The 18,581-nt window shown below is 71.3% G+C and carries 20 protein-coding genes and 1 tRNA gene; 5 read left to right on the top strand and 16 right to left on the bottom strand.

Annotation, left to right across the window (positions count from 1 at the left end):
- The first annotated feature begins 277 nt into the window (after positions 1–277).
- Positions 278–1,621: a glycoside hydrolase 5 family protein gene (locus PBN85_RS08300; protein WP_271300736.1), complete on the top strand. Its 1,344-nt coding sequence runs from the start codon at positions 278–280 to the stop codon at positions 1,619–1,621.
- Positions 1,618–2,661, top strand: coding sequence for a glycosyl hydrolase (locus tag PBN85_RS08295; protein WP_271300735.1), 1,044 nt, complete (start codon positions 1,618–1,620; stop codon positions 2,659–2,661). Before PBN85_RS08300 ends, PBN85_RS08295 begins: the two co-directional genes overlap by 4 nt.
- On the opposite strand, the gene PBN85_RS08290 is transcribed toward PBN85_RS08295, so the two are convergent.
- Positions 2,646–4,109 (bottom strand): deoxyribodipyrimidine photo-lyase, encoded by a 1,464-nt coding sequence (locus PBN85_RS08290; protein ID WP_271300734.1) that lies wholly within the window; start codon positions 4,107–4,109, stop codon positions 2,646–2,648. The two genes, PBN85_RS08295 and PBN85_RS08290, sit on opposite strands and share 16 nt — an antisense overlap.
- A complete protein-coding gene (locus tag PBN85_RS08285; protein ID WP_271300733.1) occupies positions 4,106–4,600 on the bottom strand; it encodes a DUF427 domain-containing protein in 495 nt (164 codons plus the stop codon). The genes PBN85_RS08290 and PBN85_RS08285 overlap by 4 nt, the downstream gene beginning before the upstream one ends.
- 253 nt (positions 4,601–4,853) lie before the next feature.
- On the opposite strand from PBN85_RS08285, the gene PBN85_RS08280 reads away from it, so the two are divergent.
- Positions 4,854–5,729 (top strand): alpha/beta hydrolase, encoded by an 876-nt coding sequence (locus PBN85_RS08280; RefSeq protein WP_443026772.1) that lies wholly within the window; start codon positions 4,854–4,856, stop codon positions 5,727–5,729.
- A gap of 84 nt (positions 5,730–5,813) precedes the next feature.
- Complete coding sequence (locus tag PBN85_RS08275) at positions 5,814–6,506, top strand: NnrU family protein (protein WP_271300731.1); 693 nt, start codon at positions 5,814–5,816, stop codon at positions 6,504–6,506.
- A gap of 21 nt (positions 6,507–6,527) precedes the next feature.
- On the opposite strand, the gene PBN85_RS08270 is transcribed toward PBN85_RS08275, so the two are convergent.
- Positions 6,528–7,043, bottom strand: a complete 516-nt coding sequence (locus tag PBN85_RS08270; RefSeq protein WP_271300730.1) for a DUF3617 domain-containing protein — start codon at positions 7,041–7,043, stop codon at positions 6,528–6,530.
- Positions 7,044–7,144: 101 nt separating this feature from the next.
- On the opposite strand from PBN85_RS08270, the gene PBN85_RS08265 reads away from it, so the two are divergent.
- Positions 7,145–7,987, top strand: coding sequence for a PhzF family phenazine biosynthesis protein (locus PBN85_RS08265; RefSeq protein WP_271300729.1), 843 nt, complete (start codon positions 7,145–7,147; stop codon positions 7,985–7,987).
- 30 nt (positions 7,988–8,017) lie between these two features.
- Here PBN85_RS08265 and PBN85_RS08260 read toward each other — a convergent pair whose 3' ends face one another.
- The 13 genes from PBN85_RS08260 to gspJ form a co-directional block, all read right to left on the bottom strand.
- Positions 8,018–8,641, bottom strand: a complete 624-nt coding sequence (locus tag PBN85_RS08260; protein WP_271300728.1) for a tetratricopeptide repeat protein — start codon at positions 8,639–8,641, stop codon at positions 8,018–8,020.
- Complete coding sequence (locus PBN85_RS08255; protein ID WP_037534879.1) at positions 8,641–9,042, bottom strand: cytochrome c-type biogenesis protein; 402 nt, start codon at positions 9,040–9,042, stop codon at positions 8,641–8,643. The genes PBN85_RS08260 and PBN85_RS08255 overlap by 1 nt, the downstream gene beginning before the upstream one ends.
- On the bottom strand, positions 9,039–9,566 hold the full coding sequence (locus PBN85_RS08250) for a redoxin family protein (protein ID WP_271300727.1): 528 nt from the start codon (positions 9,564–9,566) through the stop codon (positions 9,039–9,041). The genes PBN85_RS08255 and PBN85_RS08250 overlap by 4 nt, the downstream gene beginning before the upstream one ends.
- Positions 9,563–11,479, bottom strand: coding sequence for a heme lyase CcmF/NrfE family subunit (locus PBN85_RS08245; protein WP_271300726.1), 1,917 nt, complete (start codon positions 11,477–11,479; stop codon positions 9,563–9,565). The genes PBN85_RS08250 and PBN85_RS08245 overlap by 4 nt, the downstream gene beginning before the upstream one ends.
- The gene (gene ccmE / locus PBN85_RS08240) at positions 11,476–11,910 is read right to left on the bottom strand and encodes a cytochrome c maturation protein CcmE (RefSeq protein WP_271300725.1); all 435 of its coding nucleotides are present in this window, start codon (positions 11,908–11,910) and stop codon (positions 11,476–11,478) included. The genes PBN85_RS08245 and ccmE overlap by 4 nt, the downstream gene beginning before the upstream one ends.
- Positions 11,911–12,007: 97 nt before the next feature.
- The gene (gene ccmC / locus PBN85_RS08235; RefSeq protein ID WP_037534883.1) at positions 12,008–12,733 is read right to left on the bottom strand and encodes a heme ABC transporter permease CcmC; all 726 of its coding nucleotides are present in this window, start codon (positions 12,731–12,733) and stop codon (positions 12,008–12,010) included.
- Between the two features lie 453 nt (positions 12,734–13,186).
- Positions 13,187–14,239, bottom strand: coding sequence for a Glu/Leu/Phe/Val dehydrogenase family protein (locus PBN85_RS08230; protein WP_271300724.1), 1,053 nt, complete (start codon positions 14,237–14,239; stop codon positions 13,187–13,189).
- A gap of 123 nt (positions 14,240–14,362) precedes the next feature.
- Positions 14,363–14,439, bottom strand: a tRNA-His gene (locus PBN85_RS08225).
- A 48-nt stretch (positions 14,440–14,487) separates the two neighbouring features.
- On the bottom strand, positions 14,488–15,201 hold the full coding sequence (gene gspN / locus PBN85_RS08220; RefSeq protein WP_271300723.1) for a type II secretion system protein N: 714 nt from the start codon (positions 15,199–15,201) through the stop codon (positions 14,488–14,490).
- Positions 15,198–15,668: a type II secretion system protein GspM gene (gene gspM, locus PBN85_RS08215; RefSeq protein WP_037534886.1), complete on the bottom strand. Its 471-nt coding sequence runs from the start codon at positions 15,666–15,668 to the stop codon at positions 15,198–15,200. Before gspM ends, gspN begins: the two co-directional genes overlap by 4 nt.
- Entirely contained in the window at positions 15,665–16,756 is a 1,092-nt protein-coding gene (gene gspL / locus PBN85_RS08210; RefSeq protein ID WP_271300722.1) for a type II secretion system protein GspL, read from the bottom strand. Before gspL ends, gspM begins: the two co-directional genes overlap by 4 nt.
- Positions 16,753–17,733, bottom strand: coding sequence for a type II secretion system minor pseudopilin GspK (gspK, locus tag PBN85_RS08205; RefSeq protein ID WP_037534888.1), 981 nt, complete (start codon positions 17,731–17,733; stop codon positions 16,753–16,755). Before gspK ends, gspL begins: the two co-directional genes overlap by 4 nt.
- Complete coding sequence (gene gspJ, locus PBN85_RS08200) at positions 17,730–18,551, bottom strand: type II secretion system minor pseudopilin GspJ (RefSeq protein ID WP_271300721.1); 822 nt, start codon at positions 18,549–18,551, stop codon at positions 17,730–17,732. The genes gspK and gspJ overlap by 4 nt, the downstream gene beginning before the upstream one ends.
- Positions 18,552–18,581: the final 30 nt, after the last annotated feature.

Raw genomic sequence — 18,581 nt, 5'->3', positions numbered from 1 at the left:
CCGATTATGTCTGACCTGGTGCGTATCGTGTCGGAAAAGCGCCGACAAGACAAATATCGAAACTTGATATAAGAATTGCAGCGTGTAGGTTTTGAGCAACAGGTATGGCCGATATCAATCTGTCGGCATCGCCTGAGCAGGGGGTGCGCTTGAGGCCCAACACGGAGACGCGGGCGCCATGCTCACTGCATACATTGCGGCAGCCGCTCCGTGTGTCGGATACGCCGCCTACCGCACACGCCGAACCGGTCCGTCCGTCACGATGAAGGAGCAAGAGATGGCAAGGATCGACAGACGCACCGCACTGTTCGGCGGCGTCGCCGCGCTGGCCGGATGCACGACGGTGGCACGGCCGGGCGGCACGGCGGGCGCCTCGCGCTTCGTCACCGTCGACGGCCACCGCTTCCGGCGCGGGGGCAAGGCCTATCGCTATGCCGGCGCCAACATCTGGTATGGCGCGTGGCTCGGCGCGCCGACCGGTTACGGCGACCGGGCGCGGCTCGCGCGGGAGCTCGACCGGCTGCAGGCGCTCGGCATCCGCAACCTGCGCATCCTCGGCTCGGCGGAGCTGTCGCCGCTCAGGAACTCGATCACGCCGGGATTCCGCGACCGCAGCGCGGTCTATAACGCCGATCTGCTGCACGGGCTCGACTGGACGCTGGCCGAGATGGCGCGGCGCGATATGACCGCGGTGATTTACCTGACCAACTTTTGGGAATGGTCGGGCGGGATGATGACCTATCTGTCATGGGTCAACGGCGGCCGCTACATCGACATGAACGATCCGGCGCATCCCTGGCCGGCCTTCGCCGACTGGAACGCCGCCTTCTACGGCAATGCGCCGGCGCAGGCGCTCTATCGCGACTATGTCCGCGCGCTGGTGTCGCGGACCAACAGCGTCACCGGGATCGCTTATGCCGACGATCCGACGATCATGGCCTGGCAGCTCGCCAACGAGCCGCGCCCGGCGGGATCGGCCGCCGTGGCGGCCGCGCATCTGCCGGACTTCTACCGCTGGGTCGACGAGACCGCGCGTTTCATCAAGACGCTCGATCGCCATCATCTCGTCTCGACCGGGTCGGAGGGGCTGAAGGGCGCGATCGAGCGCGAGGATATCGTGCTCGCGACGCACGGTCTCGCGTCGGTCGATTATCTCACCGCGCATATCTGGCCGAACAACTGGAGCTGGATGGATGCGGGCGATCTCGCCGGCACCTATGACGCAGGCGCCGCCAGGGTCGCCGATTATGTCGACGCGCATATCCGGATGGCGACCACGCTCGGCAAGCCGCTGGTGATCGAGGAGTTCGGCTATCCGCGCGACGGGCCGACCGCCTATGATCCGGCGATCGGCACGACCTACAAGGATCGCTTCTACCGGCAGATCTATGCCGCGGTCGAGGCCGACGCCCGCCGCGGCGGGCCGCTCGCCGGGTCCAATTTCTGGGCGTGGAACGGCGAGGCGCGGGCACAGCATCCCGACGATCGCTTCCAGCGCGGCGACACCGCCTATATGGGCGATCCGCCCCACGAGCCGCAGGGCTGGTATGGCGTGTTCGACAGCGACCTCGCGACGCAGGCGGTGATCCGCGCCCATGCCGCGACGCTCGCCGCGCTGTGATACTGACTCGTCGCGCCGCGATCGCGCTGACGGCGGCTGCCGGTCTCGCGCCGGCGCTGCCCGCCCGGGGCGCTGCGCCCCGCACCCTGTCGAACCGGCGGGCGTCGCCCGCGGCGCGGCGGCTCTACGCCTATCTGTGGAGCCAATATGGCAGGCGGACGCTGACCGGCCAGCAGGAGCAGGGCGCGCTGCCGCCCAATCATAATCGCGAACTCGCCTATCTCGAGCAGATCACCGGCCGGCTGCCGGCGATCCTCGGGCTCGACTATATCAACCCGCGCGACAATGACGCGGTCAATGACCGTGCCACGGCCTGGGCGCGCGCCGGCGGCATCGTCACGCTCTGCTGGCATTGGGGCGCGCCCGACATCGGCACCGGCTACGAGAATGCCAAGCGCGATTTCGACGTCGCCGCGGCGCTTCGCCCCGGTACGCCGCAGCAGGAGGCGATGCTGCGCGATCTCGACGCCACCGCGGCGCGGCTCGCCGTGCTGCGCGACCGCGGCGTGCCGGTGCTGTGGCGCCCGTTCCACGAGTTCAGCGGCGACTGGTTCTGGTGGGGCAAACATGGCCCCGACGCGTTCAAGGCGCTCTGGGCGCTGATGTACGACCGCTATACCCGGCTGCACCGGCTCGACCATCTGATCTGGGTGCTCGGCTGGGCGGGCCAGAACGTCGATCCCGCTTATTATCCGGGCCGCGCCTCGGTCGATATCGCCGGAGCGGACATCTATGCGAAGGATCACGGCAATCTCGCGCCGATGTTCGGGCAGGTGAAGCGGATCGTCGGCGAGACGGTGCCGATCTGCCTGCATGAGAACGGCCCGGTGCCCGATCCGGCGTTACTCGGCCCGGACGCGGACTGGCTGTGGTTCATGACCTGGCATACGCGCTGGCTGATGGGCGACGACCAGAATCAGCCCGACCAGCTCCGCCGCGCTTTCGACTCGGCACGCTATGTGACGCGGGACGAGCTGCCCGCTTCGATCGGCTGGCGCCCTCCGAGGCGGCGCGATGCCGTCGCTCACCCGGCCAGATAGCGATCGCCGGGCAGAGCGTCGGGCACCGACACCGCCGGCGTCGGGAGCGCCGCTGCCGCCCCCAGCCACGCCGCGCCGCCGTCGCGATGCCGGGTCGAACCGTCGCCGCGGGTCGCCACCCGGCCATAGACGGGGCGGTCCCGATCGGACGGCGCCCCGCCGAACATCGCCGCGATATTGCCGTAGGTCGACGGGTCGCGCCCGTCGAGGCTCAGCCGGTCGTTGAGATAGCAGGCGGTCGCCCACGCCGTCTGCGGATCGGGCGTCATCGCGAGGATGCGCTTGCCCCAATACATGCGCAGATTGTTGTGCATCCAGCCGTGGACGAGGAACTGGCGCTGGCAGGCGTTCCACGTCTCGTCGCGCGTCTCACCGCATAGCATCGCGGCGAGCGGCTCGAGTTCGGGTCGGTGATCACCCGCATGGTCGCTCAGGCTGTGCCGCGCCCAGTCGGCGACCCGGTCGTAATGCTCGGGCCGGGCAAGGCCGCGCGCCTGATAGTGGAACCATTCGCGCCAGCCGAGCAGCTCGTCGGCGAATTTGCGCTTGTGCTGCGCGCCGGCCCTGCTTGCGTCGACCGCCGCCATCACCTCGCGCGGTCCGAGCACGCCGAAGTGGAGATAGGGCGACAGGCCGCTCGCCCCGTCGGCGCGGGTCGCATCGTTGCGTGCGGAGGCATAGCCGGGGAGCACCTCCGTCGTCAGCCGCGCGAGCCGGATTAGCGCCGCCGCCCGCCCGGGCGCATGGCTGTCGCTCGCCGGCAGGCTGTGATCGATCGACAGGCGCGCGACCAGAGCGTCGAGATCCGCGTCGTCGAGCCGGTCGGCGACGAAGGGCAGTGCGCCCGCATACGGCGCGACCTCGCTGGGCTCGTCCGCCACCCCGCTCCAGCACTCACGCTCGGGCTCGTGCCGCCGCAGGAAGCCCGACCGACCGCGAATCCCGTCGCCGATCACCGCGGGCGGGACGAGGCAGGCAGCCTCGACCAGATAGACCGGCGCGTCCGATCGTGCCGCGACCCGCTCCGCCTGCCAGCGCGCGACGAAGGTCGGCTGATCCTCGGCGACGATCGCCGCGGCGGCGGCGCCGAGCCGGTGAACGAGGCCAGGCTCGCGCCGCTCGGCACGGTCGACATGGCCGGCGAAGGCGAGCCCCCGCGCCGCGCAGCCGGCGCCGAGATCGCGGCCCGCACCGAGGATGAAGCGATGCAACCGGTCGGACGCATAGGGATAATCCTCGCGCACGCCGTGATAGACGAGCACCGGCAGGCGCAGCGCATTGCCGAGCCGCACCGCCGCGCCGATCACCGGATTGTCGCGGGCGCGCAAGGCCTGTTGCAGCCAGCACAATATGTACCGCCCGTCGTGTCGGACCGGCCGGTGATTCGCGGCGCGCACCCGTGGCGCCTCGCGCCAGTCGGCGAGTGCCGGCGGCAGATCCGGCGTCACCACCCCATGCTGCCCGGCACGCCCTTGAACGGGCCGGCAAGGTCGCTGGTGATCCAGCCGCCGTAGAAGCCGCCCGGTTGCGGGCGTACCACCTCGCCGTCGATCGTGCATCGATCGAGCGGCGCGGCGTAGAAGGCGACGTGATCGCGTAGCATGGCGAAGGCGCGGGTCGGATCGGGATAGCTCCACGCGACGTCGCGCAGCAGCGTTCCGCCGACATCGAGATGCCAATAGACCGCCTCGCCCTTCCATTCGCACAGCGAGCGGCGATCGGAGGCGCGCAGCAGCCCCGGCGCGATCGACTCGGGCGGCAGATACCAGCTCGGCGGATGGCTGGTTTCCAGCGTGCGGACCGCGCGGCGTGTGTCGGCGACGCATTGGCCGCGATGCTCGATGCGGACGTGCCGGTCGCTGCGCTCGGCGACGGCGGGACGCGGGAAATCCCAGACGCTCTGCTGGCCTTCGCCGACCGGATCGCGATACGGCTTCATCGCCGTGGCGACGCCTGCCCGGCGGAGTGCCCTGCCGCGCCCCAAAGTCTTCGCCCGATCGAACCCATGATCATCTCCTGCGAAACGTCGCGCCGCTACGGGTAAGCGCGAGGGACCCGCCGCGGTTCCCGATGCGACGGGCGAGCGGTGTGGCGGGCATATCGATGCCGCATTCGACCAAGGTCGGGATGGCCATATCCCGGCGGCGCCCCATCGTCGGCGCACCGTCCCCTCGCGCTGCCGACGAAGAGGAATGTCCGTGCGATTTCTGCTCTCGATTGTCGCCCCGTTGCTTGCCCTCACCTCCGCCGCGGCGGCTGGGCCGACCTCGGGAGACGCCGCGGTCGCGATCTGGCCGGCCGGGGCGCCGGGGTCGGCTCGGCATGCGGACGAGCCGGAGCGGCTGGAGGCCGGCGTCTACGTCCACAACGTCCATCGCCCGTCGCTGACCGTGCTGCGGCCCGATCCGGCGCGCGCGAATGGCGTCGGCATCGTCATCCTGCCCGGTGGCGGGCACCGCATGCTGGTGTTCGAGAATGAAGGGCTCGTTCCGGCGCGCGCGCTCAACCGCTATGGCGTCACCGCCTTCGTGCTCAAATACCGGCTCGCGCGCGAACCCGGCTCGCCCTACACGATCGAAGGTGATGCGGCTGCCGATGCGCGGCGGGCGATCCGCTGGGTGCGTGCCCACGCGCGCGACTATGGCGTCGACCCGCACCGGATCGGCGTGATGGGCTTTTCCGCGGGCGGCGAGCTGGTGTCGCTAATCGCCGATCATCCGCCGCCGCCCGCGCGCACATCGGACGATGCGATCGATCGCGTCTCGGCACGGCCGGACTTCCAGGTGCTGGTCTATCCGGGGCCGCTCGGCATCCCGGCGAGCGCCGCCGCCGGCGCGCCGCCCGCGTTCATCGCCGCGGGATCGCGCGACGCCTGCTGCGCCGCGCCGGCCGTCGCCTTGTACACGCAATTGCGCGAGGCCGGCGTCTCCGCCGAGCTGCATATGTTCGCCGATACCGATCACGGCTTCAACCTTGCGGTTCATAACGACCGCATCTCGATCCTGCACTGGCCGGATCGCCTCGCCGACTGGCTCGCTGACGAAGGATGGCTGATCCCCCGACGGTGAGCCTGTCGCGATACCGGCGAAGGATGGACCGGTCCGCCGGCAGCGGGCATGATCGGGCGGCAATCGTGGCGGAGCCAGAGACCGATGACGGGCATGGGATCCTTGCTGGCCTGCGCCGCGACCTTCGTCGGGACGCACCTTCTGCTGTCGCATCCGTTGCGACGACCCCTAGCCAGCAGGATCGGCGAGCGGGCGTTTCTCGCCGTCTATTCGCTGGTCGCGCTGGCGACGCTCGCGGCGATGGTCCACGCCTATCGCGCCGCGCCCGGCGATATGCCGCTCTGGCCGGTCGGCGACGGGCTTTGGGCGGTGGCGACCCTGGTGATGCTGATCGCGTCGATCCTGCTGATCGGCTCGCTGGTCGGCAATCCGGCGCTGGCCGGATCGCCGCTCGCCCCCGCCGCCGCATCGGCGTGCGGCGTCTATGCCGTGACCCGCCACCCGATGCTCTGGTCTTTCGCCCTGTGGGGCGGGGCGCACGTCCTCGTCGACCCGATGACCAGGACGATCATCCTCGCGGGCGCGATCATCGGCCTGTCGCTGGTCGGCGCCGTCATGCAGGATCGCAAGAAGGCGGCGCGCGATCCGGACGGCTGGCCGGTCTGGCAGGCACGGACGAGCCTGCTGCCCTTCGCCGCGATCCTTACCGGGCGCGCGCGGTTCGGCGGTTTTGGCGCGCCTGCGCTCCTGGGCGGGCCGATCCTGTGGCTCGCGGCGACCTGGGCGCATATCCCGCTCGCCGGCTGGCCTGCCGGCATCTGGCGCTGGATCGTCTGATCGCCCCCCGGTGCGGTGCGCTCAGCCGCCGACGCGGCTCGCCCGCTGTTCGAGGATGATGCGCAGGGCGCCCTTGGGCGTCGTCCCGGTGACGATCGCCTGCCCGGCGAACCCGGTCGCGTCATAGCTGCCGGTCCGGACGATACGGACCGGCGTGCCCTTCTTCTGCGGGCAGGCGAGCGTCTGCGCGTAGCGCCCGTCGGCGACGCTCTGGCTCTCGATCCGGCATTGCGCCTTGGGATCGGGTGCGAGCAGCGCCTCCACCCCCTGCCCCGCCGCCAGCTGCTTGCGCTCGGCCTTGGTCTTGCCGCGCGCCATGCGGATCAGGAAACCGGGGACGCCCGGCAGGGTGAGGTCGACGACCTTCGAGGAGACGTCCCACGCGCCGGGCTGTACCGCCGATGCGGCCGCCGCGACCGGTTGCAGGACGAGGGCGACGGCGAACAGGCTGATCATCCCCGGATGGTGAACCGCCAGCGCCATTGGCGCAACCGGCAATACCGGACAGATCAAGGCCTTGTCGACGATCCGCGCCATGCCTCGCCGAACCGGGTCGCGGCGCCGGTCCCCGACGGCAGCCTGCCTTGCCCGCATCGGTCCGGCGCGGATAGATACGTGCCCCATCGACAGGAGTCGCCATGTCCCGCCCCTTCCGCCTCGTCGACGTCTTCGGCACCGAACCGCTGACCGGCAATCCGCTGGCGGTCGTCACCGATGCGGAGGGACTGACGACGGACGCGATGCAGGCCATCGCCGCCTGGCTCAACTTCTCCGAAACGGCCTTCCTGCTGCCGCCGACCGATCCGGCGGCCGACTATCGCGTCCGCATCTTCACCATGGCGCAGGAGCTGCCCTTTGCCGGCCACCCGACGCTGGGCAGCGCACACGCCTGGCTGGAAGCGGGGGGCGAGCCGAAGCGGGACGGCGTCATCGTGCAGCAATGCGGGGTCGGCCCGGTCACGCTGCGGCGCGACGGCGATCGGCTCGCCTTCGCCGCACCGCCGCTGCTGCGCGGCGGCCGGCCGGACGAGGCGGACATCGCCCGCGTCGCCGGCCTGTTGCGCATCGACCGCACGGCGATCGTCGATGCCGCCTGGGCGGACAATGGCCCCGGCTGGATCGCGGTGATGCTCGAATCGGCGGCGGCGGTGCTCGCGGTCGAGCCGGTGCGGCACCATCCCGAACCGGTCGATATCGGCATCGTCGGCCCGCATCCGCCGGGCGCCGCCGTCGCGTTCGAGCTGCGCGGCCTCTTCACCGATGCGCATGGTGGCCTGATCGAGGATCCGGTGACCGGCAGCCTCAACGCTTCGGTCGGGCAGTGGCTGTTCGCCAGCGGTCGGGCACGCGGGAGCTATGTCGCCGCGCAGGGCACGCGGCTCGGGCGGACCGGACGCATCCATGTGTCGCAGGACGAGGCGGGACAGGTCTGGGTCGCCGGCGCGACGCGGACATTGTTCAGCGGCCGGACGCACGACTGAGGCGCGCCGCGGCCGTCGGCCGGCGCAACGTCATCCCCGCTCCGCCAGCAGCCGATCGAGCAGGGCGAGCCGCACCGCTATGTCGCGCCGATAGGACGCCTGCGCCGGGGAGAGCGCCAACGCGCGCGCCCAAGACCGCCGCGCCGCGACATAGTCGGCCGCCCGCACCTGTGCGAGGCCGAGGAAGAAGAGCGGCGCGGGATGCTCCGGCGCCAGGCGGATCGCCTGCTGGAAGGCGAATACGGCCGGCGGCGACAGCTGGTTGCCGTCATGCATCGCCAGCGTCGTGCCGAGCCCGGTCCACAGCATCAGGCTCTGCGGATAGCGGTTGAGCCCGCCGAGGATCGCGCGTGCCGCCGAGCGCGTATCGCCGGCGCGGGTCATCGCATCCGCCGCGATCAGATAGGCGGCATCGGCGGTGAAGCGGCCGAGCATCCGTTCGCGCAGATCGACCAGCGACGGGTCCTCGGCGACGCGCAGGCGATCGGGTTGCGCCGGGCTCGCCGCGAGCATCGGCGACCCCTGCCAGGCATAGCCCGCCGCGCCGAGCATCAGCGCCGCGCCGACCATCGACCAGAGCAGCCGGTCGATGCGCAGCAGCACCAACGCCGCCATCGCCGCCGCCGCAAGCAACAGGAGCGCGATCCAGCCCATCAGCGCCGCCGCCGGAAGCTGGACCGGGCGATCAGCGCGCCGACGACGAGCAGCGCCACCGGCGCCAGCCACAGCGGCCAGGTCGCCGGCCCGAGCGGTGGATCGTAGCTGACGTAATCGCCATAGCGTTCGACCAGCCAGGTGCGGATCGCCGCCGGCCGCTCGCCCGCAGCGATGCGGCTGCGCACCAGCGCGCGCATGTCGCCCGCCATGCTCGCATCGCTGTCGGCGATCGACTGGCCCTGACAGACGAGGCAGCGCAGCGTCGTCATCAGCGCGCGCGCCTGCGCCTCCTGCGCGGGATCGCGCAACTGCGTGTCGGCGAGCGCCGAGGGCGGCGTCGTCGGATCGGCGAGCGCGGGGGCGGCGAGCAGCGCCAGCGGAAGCAGCAGCCGCCTCATCGCGCGCTCCGCACCGCCGCCGCAATGGCCTCGACATCGTCGGCGCCGATGACGCCGACGTGCTGGAGCACGATCGTCCCGTTGCCGTCGATCACGAAGCTTTCCGGCACCCCCGCCGAGCCGAGCGCCAGTTGCACGCGGCTCTGCGCATCGTCGCCGATCGCGCGATAGGGATCGCCGTAGCGGGCGAAGAAGTCGCGCAGGTCGGGCGCCGTGTCGCGGATCGCGATACCGTCGATCGGCACGCCCATCGCCTTCAGCCGCAGCAATTGCGGCGTCTCGGCGGCGCAGGGGATGCACCAGCTGCCGAAGATGTTGAGCAGGCGTGGCCCCCCGTGGCGGAGGCTGGCGTTGGACAGGCCGGGCTTGCCGGGCGCGATCGCCGGCAGCGTCACGTCGGGGAGCGACTTGCCGATCAGCGCCGAGCGGACGGTGCGATCCGCCGGGCGGAACAGGCCGCTCGCCACCACCGCCAGTACGATCACGAACGCGACCAGCGGCGTCCACAGCAGCACGCGCCTCATGCCCAGGCCTCGCGCACCGCCGCGCGCCGCTCGCGCCGCCAGCGTCCGACCAGCGACAGCAGCCCGCCCAGCGCGATCAACCCGCCGCCGAACCAGATCAGCGTCACGAACGGCTTCCACCACAGGCGCAGCTGCCAGCGCCCCTCCCCGTCCGGGCGGCCGAGCACGGTGTAGAGCTGGCCGTCGCGGACGGTGGCGATCGCGCTCTCGCTCGTCGTCGTGACGGGGTCGGCGAAGAAGCGCGACTGCGGCCGCAGCACGATCGTGTCGTCGTCGCGCGTCGCGCTCAGCCGCGCCTCGAGCGCCGACCAATTGTCGCCGATCACCGGCTTGATCCCATCGAGCCGCACGGTGAACGGCCCGACCCGCACCGGCTGGCCGACCCGCGCGGCGATCAGCGTCTCCGCGGTATAGGCGCTGTCGCACGCCATGCCGGCGAGGCTGACCGCGATGCCGAGATGTGCGACCACCATGCCCCAGGTGAACAGCGGCGTCCGCCACGGATTGCGCCCGATCACCGGCAGCACGCTCGCCACCGCCAGTCCCGCAGCGAGGCTCAGGCCGAGCAGCGGCATCACCCCCGGCGGCGCGAGCGCGACGAGCCCGGCGCCGGTGAAGCCCGCCGCGGCGATCGGCCAGATCATCCGGTCGAGCAGCGCCGCCGCATCGTCGCGTCGCCAGCGCAGCAGCGGCCCGACCGCCATCGCCACCACGAGTGCGAGCGCTATCGGCCCCGCCGCGGCGTTGAAGAACGGCGGTCCGACCGACAGCTGCACGCCGAACTCCGCCGCGACGAGCGGATAGAGCGTGCCGATCAGCACGACGCCGAGGATCACCGAGAGCAGCAGGTTGTTGAGCACCAGCCCGCCCTCGCGGCTGACGAGCGTGAAGGTGGTGCCGGCGCGCACCGTGCCGATCCGCGCGGCGAACAGGGCGAGCGCGCCGCCGGTGTAGAGCGCGAGCAGGACGAGGATGAACCGGCCGCGTACCGGATCGACCGCAAAGGCGTGGACGCTGGTCAATATGCCCGAACGGACGAGGAAGGTGCCGATCATCGACATCGAGAAGGCGACCACCGCGAGCATCACCGTCCAGGCGCGCAGGCCGTCGCGCGTCGCCAGCACCGTCACCGAATGCAGGAGAGCGGTCGCGGCGAGCCATGGCATCAGCGAGGCATTCTCGACCGGGTCCCAGAACCACCAGCCGCCCCAGCCGAGCTCGTAATAAGCCCAATAGCTGCCCGCGGTGATGCCGAGCGTCAGGAAGATCCACGCCCCCAGGACCCACGGCCGCATCGCCTTGGCGAAGACCGGGCCGACGTCGCGCGTGATCAGCGCGCCGACCGCGAAGGAGAAAGCGACCGATATGCCGACATAGCCGATGTAGAGCGTCGGCGGATGGAAGGCGAGGCCGGGATCCTGCAACAGCGGATTGAGCCCGAGCCCGTCGCGCGCCGCGGGACTGACCCGCGCGAACGGGTTGGAGGCGGCGAGCAGGAAGGCGTAGAAGCCGAGCGCGATCACCGCCTGCGCGCCCAGCGTCGCGATCAGCGTCCGCTCGGGCAGCCGCCGCTCGAAGATCGCGACCGCGCCGCCGGCAAGACCGAGGATCGTCACCCACAGCAGCATCGATCCTTCGTGATTGCCCCAGGCGCCGGCGAATTTGTACAGCCACGGCTTGGCCGAATGGCTGTTCTCGACGACCAGCCGCACCGACATGTCGCTGCCGAGGAACAGCGCGATCAGCGCCGCCATCGCCAGCGCGGCGAGACCGCCCTGGACGATCGCGATCGGCCGCACCGCCGCGATCGGCGCCGCCTGCCCGCGCGCCAGCCCGAGCGCGGCCATCGCCACCTGCAGGGCGGCGAGCGCGGCGGCGAGCCACAGAGCGGCGAGACCGAAATTGGCGGTCATCGTTCGAGCGTCCGCGTCTCGTGCATCTTGCCGGCGAGTTCGGGCGGCATGTATTTCTCGTCGTGCTTGGCGAGCAAATTGGTCGCGGTGAAACTGCCGTCGCGATTGAAATGCCCCTCGGCGACGACACCCGAGCGCTCGCGGAACAGGTCTGGGACGATGCCGGCGAAGGTCACCGGCGTCGCCGCGATCCCGTCGCCGACGACGAAATGCACCGTGACGCCGTCGCCGGCGCGGCGGATCGACCCCGCCTGCACCATCCCGCCGAGCCGCACCGCGCGCCCGAGCGGCAGGCCCTGTTTCGCCACGTCGGACGGCGCATAGAAGAAGCTTGCCTGATCCTTGAGCGCCGACATCGCCAGCAAGGCGGCGGCGACGATCGCCGCAACGCCGAGCAGCGCCAGCGTCAGCCGTTGATGCTTGGGGCTCATTTCTCGGCGCGCTTCATCGCCAGATAGCTCGCCAGCGCCAAAGCGGCGGCGGCGCCGAGCGCGATGGCATAAGCGGCGATGACGAAGGGCCAGGCGTTCACGACCGCGCCATCCGCCGCATCCGCGCCTCGCTGCGCAGCCGCGCCAGCGCCGCGCGCATCCGCATCAGCACGATGCCAGCGAACAACAGCGTAAAGCCGCTCATCGTGAAGCCGAGCGGCCAGAGAATGCTGCCGGCGATCGTCGAGCGGGTCAGGCCGATCGACGGCCCCTGGTGCAGCGTATTCCACCAGATCACCGAATAGCGGATGATCGGCAGCAAAGCGGTGCCGGCAATGCCGTAGAGCGCCGGGATCCGCCCGTCGCCGCCCCGTTCGGCATCGGCGCGGGCGAGCGCCATATAGCCGCAATAGACGAAGAACAGCAGCAGCATCGAGGTCAGCCGCCCGTCCCACTGCCACCACGTCCCCCAGGTCGGCCGCCCCCAGATCGAGCCGGTGACGAGGCACACCGCGGCGAACACCGCTCCCGGTAACGCGATCGCGCGCGCGGCGACCGCGGCGAGCGGATGCCGCCAGACGAGGAAGGCGATGCTGCTCGCCGCCAGCCCGCTCCACCCGCCCATGCCGAGCCACGCCGCCGGCACATGGATATAGAGGATGCGGACGCTGTCGCCCTGCAGATAATCGGGCGGCGTCTGCGTCAGCCCGGCCCAGCAGCCGATGCCCAGCAGCAGCAATCCGGCGCAGGTCAGCAGCGGCGTCGCCGGTCGGGCGATCGCCAGAAAACGCGCGGGATTGGCAAGGGCATGAAGGCTCGGCACGGTTGCCGGCAGTCATAGAAAGCTTTGCGTGCCGCGTCACCCGTTATGGCAATGTCGGAGGAGGATGTCCGACGAACCCGACCGGCACGATCCGGCTCAGCCCATGTCGTGCGCCGTCCATCGCGCTGCGACCGACAAGACGGCTTGGCTCGATAGCGCCGCTGTCCTCTTCGATTTCGGGTGGCTCTGCTCCGGCCGAGGGTAGCCGCCTCCCTCGCCTCGTGTTTCCGCGAAAGTGGGACCCCAGTAGCCAAGCCGATCAACGACTTGCAACGGCAGGAACCGGGCGCGCGGCTTTCGCGAAACGTCTGCAAAAGCCGCGCCGTGATGCCGGACTTGGTCCGGCATCTACTGGTCAGGCGGCACGGTGGACCCCGGACCACGTCCGGGGTGACGGCAGGCGCTGGGCGGCGACGAAACGCAAGCACACGTCTCGCCTCGCCGCCCCACGCCTCACCCCCGCCCGATCAGCCGCTGCGCGATCGTGTCCGCGACCTCCGCCGCCGGGCGGCCGGTGCGCTCGCTCTCGTCCCACACCTCGTCGAGCCGCGCGGGGATCTTGGCGATCCGGGCCATCACCTCGGCCTCGTCGCCCTGGCCGAGATATTCGAGGCCGACGTTGATGATGCCGCCCGCGTTGATGACGTAATCGGGCGCGTAGAGGATGCCGCGCGCATGCAGCCGGTCGTAATCCTCGCGCGTGGCGAGCTGGTTGTTGGCGCCGCCCGCCACCACCTTGGCGACCAGCGTCGGGATCGTCGCCTCGGTAAGGATCGCGCCCAGCGCATTGGGGCTGAAGATATCCGCCTCGACGCCGAGGATCGCGCCCGCCGCGACCGTCTCCGCGCCGAGCTCCGCCGCCAGCGCCTTGGCGCGCTCGGCATCGACATCGGCGAGCGTCAGCCGCGCGCCGTCCTTGGCGAGCAGCCGGGCGAGCCCGCCGCCGACCGAGCCGACGCCCTGGATCGCGACATGGACGCCGCGCATGTCGTCGCTGCCCAGCCCACGCTTGGCCGCCGCCTTGACGCCGAGATAGACGCCGTGCGCGGTGTAGGGACCGGGGTCGCCGCCCGCGGCGCCGCTCGCCACCGGCAGGCCGCTGACGAACTTGGTCTCGCTGGCGATCACCTTCATCCGCGCTTCGGACATGCCGACATCCTCGGCCGTGACATAGGTGCCGCCGAGCGATTCGACCGCGCGGCCGAAGGCGCGCAGCCGCTCGTCGCTGATCACCGCGCCGGGCTGGTCGGCGAGGATCACGCCCTTGCCGCCGCCGAGCGCGAGGCCCGCCATCGCATTCTTGAAGCTCATCCCGCGCGACAGGCGCAGCGCGTCGGTGACGGCGAGATCGCCCGCGGCATAATGCCAGAAGCGCGCGCCGCCCGCCGCCGGCCCGAGATGGGTCGAATGGACGGCGATGATGGCGCGCAGACCGGAGGCGCGATCGGTGAAGGTATGCACGCCCTCGTGCGAATCGAAGTCAGGAAGCTCCCACACCGACGTCATAGCTTACTCCGCTGTCCGGCCCCACGACGGCTCGAGCCGTGCGATGGCACAAAATTGCTGCGACTCGTAATATTGTTTCTCGACGCCGTTGACTAGCCCCGAAATGGACCGAGGGCGGAGAAATGGGGCGACCGACGGGACTTGAACCCGCAACTTCCGGCATCACAAGCCGGCGCTCTAACCAATTGAACTACGGTCGCCGCGAAGGATTGCGCCCCTAAGCGGACAGCACCGCGCCGTCAAGGCCGTCAGAAGCTGCCCTCGACCGAAAGTCGGTAACCGCCTTGCCCGGCGACGAACCCTGCCGCGGTCAGCCGCTCCCCTGCCGCCGGATCGGCCGGCACGAGGCGCAGCGCCGCGGTGTAGCGGCCGTTGCCGGTGATGCGCAGCTCGATCGCCTCGTTCCCCGACTGGCTGGCGAGCGGCAGCAGCAGCGCGCCGCCGTCGCAGCGGGCATTGCCCGATACCTCGGCCGGCAGGGCGATCCCTGCCGCCTCGCCGATCAGCCGCGCGCGCACCCGCCCCTCCGCCGAATCGCACAGGCCGTCGGTGAAGTGGACGGTGACCGCCTCGAGCGACAGCTGGCTCACCGGCAGCGGCGCGAAGGCGCCGCCGGTCGGCAAGGTCGCGGTCATCCCGTCGATCCCCTGGCCATGCCGGCTGAGCGTGATCGCGCCGTCGATCAGGCCGGGATCGCCATGGACCGACACGCGGGCGCGGCCGAGCAGCAGCGCGAAGGGCGACAGGCTGGCGTCGAGCGAGCCCAACGGCAGCGTGCCGAACCGCGCCTCGTTGAGCCGCCCGTCCCACACGCTGCCTTCGACGGTGCGGGCGGAAAATCCCTGCTGCCCCAGCCCGACGATGCCGAGCACCAGCCGCATCGGCAGGAAGATCAGCAGCGCGATCACCAGCGCCGCGCCGAACAGCGCGACCGGCCCGGTGCGCAGGCGGATGCGGGTCATGCCGCGCGCGCCCGCACGACGAAGTCGACCGCGACGCTGCCGTCCTGATTGTCGCGCCAGTTCGCCGATTCGATCAGGATGCCGCTCGCCTCAAGTCCGCCGAACCAGCGGGCGAGCGCGCCGGGCTTGGCCGCCTGGATCGTCGCATGGACGCGGCCCGCGCCCGATTCGTCGACGCTGGCGAGCGTCAGCCCGGCCGCATCGGCGCGCAGCCGCAGCGTGTCGGCGAGCGTTCCGCTCAGCGGCACGCGGCGCCCGGCGGCGCGCAGCAGGTCGATCTCGTCCTGCGTCGCGGCGAAGCGCACCGCCGCGTCGCCATAGCGTTCGCGCGCGCTCGACAGGCCGTCGCGCACCGGCAGGATGATCCCGCCCCACACGAGGGTGATCGCCAGCAGCGCGAGCATGACGAGGATCATCCGCCGTTCGCGCAGCGACCGTCCGGCGAACCAGGCGCGCATTCCCGTCATGGCCGGCTCACCGTCATCTCGCCCGTCACCCTTCCGTTGGCGGATTGGAACGTGCCCGCGGTGACGGTGAAACCCGCCACCTCGAGCGCGCGCTTGAGGTCGGTCGGCAGCGATTCGCGCGCCGCGCCGACGCCGATCCGGACGCTACCGTTCGACTGGAAGTCGAGTGCGGTCAGCTCCGTCCCCGGTGTCGCGCGCACCGCCGCATAGATCGCCGCGACCGTCGTCGAAAAGCCGAGCCCCGGCCCGCGCACCGCCGACAGCCGCTCGGCGAGCTGGCGGTCGACATCGGTCACCGTCTCGCCGCGGGCGAGCCCGGTGCGGCCGAGCGCCTCGGTCCGCGCCTCGAGCGCATCCGCGCCGAAACTATATTTGGCGATGCGGACGAGATCGATGGCGAGCGTGACGAGCAGGATCGCCGCGCCGAGCAGCGCCAGCCGGCGCATCAGCGCCCAGTCGATGCCGATCCGCCGCCGCCGTCGCGCGAACGGCCCCTGCCGCAGGTCGAGCACCGGTGCCGCCGCCGCGGCAGCCAGCGCCGACTCGACCATCCCCGCAGTCAGCGTCTCCTGCATCGTATCGCCGATCACAAGGTCGGCGAGCGGCGCTTCGTCGGCAAAGCCGGTGGTGCGGCTGCGCGCCACGCCGACACCGGCGATCGTGCCGCGGACATAGCCTTCGTCGGGACGCGGCAGCAGCAGCGGCGCCGGGACGATATGCTGCGGATCGATGCCGATCGCGGCGCAGTCGACCAGCCATTGCGCGATCACCGCATTGGCGACCACCGCGACCGGCCGCTCGGCGCTGCCCTCGACCTCGCCCTCATCGCCGACCGCGACATGCAATTCGCCGATCGGGGTGGCGCTCGCCTCGGCGACGAGCAGCCGTGCCGCCGCGATCGCCTGCGCCGGCGATCGGCTCGGCAGCTCCGCCCAGTGCAGCGCGACCGCGTCGGCGGGCGGCACGACGATGACCGGCGCCTCGCCCGCATCGGGGGGCACGCCCTCGCCCCAGCGCACCGCGCCTTGGTCGATGCGGCACCAGCGAAGGCCGAGGGTGCCGGCGGGAAGGAACAGGAGCGTCGTCATGAGTCGTCGCCCCATTGCCGTGCAACGAGCCGCGCGGGAAGCCGGCTTGCGTCGATCAGCGCGCTTTCCTGCAACCGCGCGGTGCCGTTGCTGACGTCGATCGCCAGCGCGAACCAGGTCGAGGTGAGGCTGAGGCCGCCGCGGTCATCGGGCGTCGCGCCGCTGCCGGCGGCGTTGAGGAAGGTGTCGACGCTGCTGAACCCCTGCGGCGGACGGCGCAGCAGCAGCGCCTGCGCCTGCGCTACCGACAGATTGCCGGGGAAGAGCATCGCGATCAGCGGCGCCTGTTCGGGGAGCAAGGTGTTGATGTTGATCGGCGCCGACACCGGCTTCGGCAAGGTGCACAGCCATGGACGCAGTGTCGCGTAGATCTCCGGCGTGACGCCGTCGACCGCGCGCAGCTCGCTGGGGTCGGCCATCAGCGTGCCGGCGGTGCGATACGGCACCGCGCGCGCCAGATAGACCGGGTCCTCGGCGCCATTGCCCTGCTGATCCTGATCGGTATCGATCCAGTCGGCGCTCGCCGCGGCGATCCGCTCCGCCGCCTGCGCCGGCACGTTGAGCGATCGCATCAGCCGGACGAACTGGACGCGCTTGATCGCACTTTGTGTCGACGTGTAGACACCGGGGCCGAGCCGGCTGACCAGACTGTTGAGGTTGAAGCAATTGCCGCCGTCGCGCACCCGCGCCACCGCGAGGCCGCCACCGGGCAGCGGCAGGCCGAACGGCCGGTTGCTCCAGCCGCCGGCGAGCGTGACGCGGTCGCGACTGGTGCCGAGCATATCGGTCACCTTGCTCGTCGCGAGCGCTTCCGCGGCGCGGGCATAGCCGCGCGCCTGTTCGCCGGCGAGGGCGTTACCGGCGAGCCGCGTCGTCAGCCGCAGCCGTTCGAGCGCGGTGCCGGCGAGCACCGCGACCATCGCGACGAGCAGCAGGACGGTAAGCAGCGCGGCGCCGCGCTCGCGATGGTCCGTCACGGCGTCGCGGCTGGGGTGGGAATGTTCTGCGCGCCGGGCGGCGGTTCGCCGCTGCCCGCGCCGACCAGCAGCATCAGGCGGAAGGCGGTGCCGTCGGCGCGTCGCACGATGATCTCGGCGGCCTGCGGCAACGGCGCGCCCTGCGTGCCGTCCCAGCGGTCGCTCCACGCGCCGCGATAGCGATAGCGCGCGCTCAGCCCGGCGACCTTGTCGAGCAGCGTCACCGCGGGCAGCGGTGCCGCGCCGTCGATCATCGGATAGGCGATCCGCACCAAGGCGCCGTCGCTCAACTGATAGGAGACCTTCTGCGCGCTCGCGCGCGGCGCCGCGTCGACATTGGCCCAGCCGGCGCGGACGAAGCGCATCCGCCCGTCGCCCTCGCCGGTGAAGGCGGGCAGCAACGTGCCGCCCTCGTCGCGCGCCGGCCGCTCGACCGCCTGGCCGAGATCGCTGGCGAGCAGTGCCGCGGTGCGGTTGAGCGCGGCGATCTCGTCGAAGCGCTTGCCGGTCGCGGTCTGCGCGCGCACGCTGAAAGTCAGGATCGCCACCCCCGCCGCGGCGAGCAGGCCAAAGATCATCAGCGCGACGAGGACTTCGACGAGGGTGAAGCCGGCCTGCGCGGGGCGTGCGGCTGGGTTGCGACCGGCGGTGGGCGCGCTGGTGGAAGGTGCAGTGCCGGAGGGGGTGAAGGTTGTGCCGGATCGCCTGCCGGCGATGCCGTCACGCCGCCCGGTCGATTCCTGCGCGCCGCCGATCAGTGCTCCCGCGCAGGCGGGAGCCCAGTGGTCTTGCCGCAGGCGGTTGTCCTGTTCGGCCACCGGATTCCCGCCGGCGCGGGAATCCGGGTG

The organism is Sphingomonas sp. CV7422, assembly GCF_027945725.1.
Taxonomy (GTDB): Bacteria; Pseudomonadota; Alphaproteobacteria; order Sphingomonadales; family Sphingomonadaceae; genus Sphingomonas; species Sphingomonas kyungheensis.
The sequence above is the reverse complement of the archived record's forward strand: the minus strand, read 5'-3'. Positions and strand labels throughout refer to the sequence as shown.

What these genes read in the sequence shown, in the direction of transcription:
- PBN85_RS08300 (WP_271300736.1), top strand. Translation starts at nt 278, where the DNA reads ATGGCAAGGATCGACAGACGCACCGCACTGTTCGGCGGCGTCGCCGCG.
- PBN85_RS08285 (WP_271300733.1), bottom strand. Translation starts at nt 4,600, where the DNA reads ATGAAGCCGTATCGCGATCCGGTCGGCGAAGGCCAGCAGAGCGTCTGG.
- PBN85_RS08280 (WP_443026772.1), top strand. Translation starts at nt 4,854, where the DNA reads ATGTCCGTGCGATTTCTGCTCTCGATTGTCGCCCCGTTGCTTGCCCTC.
- PBN85_RS08275 (WP_271300731.1), top strand. Translation starts at nt 5,814, where the DNA reads ATGACGGGCATGGGATCCTTGCTGGCCTGCGCCGCGACCTTCGTCGGG.
- PBN85_RS08270 (WP_271300730.1), bottom strand. Translation starts at nt 7,043, where the DNA reads ATGGCGCGGATCGTCGACAAGGCCTTGATCTGTCCGGTATTGCCGGTT.
- PBN85_RS08265 (WP_271300729.1), top strand. Translation starts at nt 7,145, where the DNA reads ATGTCCCGCCCCTTCCGCCTCGTCGACGTCTTCGGCACCGAACCGCTG.
- PBN85_RS08260 (WP_271300728.1), bottom strand. Translation starts at nt 8,641, where the DNA reads ATGGGCTGGATCGCGCTCCTGTTGCTTGCGGCGGCGGCGATGGCGGCG.
- PBN85_RS08255 (WP_037534879.1), bottom strand. Translation starts at nt 9,042, where the DNA reads ATGAGGCGGCTGCTGCTTCCGCTGGCGCTGCTCGCCGCCCCCGCGCTC.
- PBN85_RS08250 (WP_271300727.1), bottom strand. Translation starts at nt 9,566, where the DNA reads ATGAGGCGCGTGCTGCTGTGGACGCCGCTGGTCGCGTTCGTGATCGTA.
- PBN85_RS08245 (WP_271300726.1), bottom strand. Translation starts at nt 11,479, where the DNA reads ATGACCGCCAATTTCGGTCTCGCCGCTCTGTGGCTCGCCGCCGCGCTC.
- ccmE (WP_271300725.1), bottom strand. Translation starts at nt 11,910, where the DNA reads ATGAGCCCCAAGCATCAACGGCTGACGCTGGCGCTGCTCGGCGTTGCG.
- PBN85_RS08230 (WP_271300724.1), bottom strand. Translation starts at nt 14,239, where the DNA reads ATGACGTCGGTGTGGGAGCTTCCTGACTTCGATTCGCACGAGGGCGTG.
- gspN (WP_271300723.1), bottom strand. Translation starts at nt 15,201, where the DNA reads ATGACCCGCATCCGCCTGCGCACCGGGCCGGTCGCGCTGTTCGGCGCG.
- gspM (WP_037534886.1), bottom strand. Translation starts at nt 15,668, where the DNA reads ATGACGGGAATGCGCGCCTGGTTCGCCGGACGGTCGCTGCGCGAACGG.
- gspL (WP_271300722.1), bottom strand. Translation starts at nt 16,756, where the DNA reads ATGACGACGCTCCTGTTCCTTCCCGCCGGCACCCTCGGCCTTCGCTGG.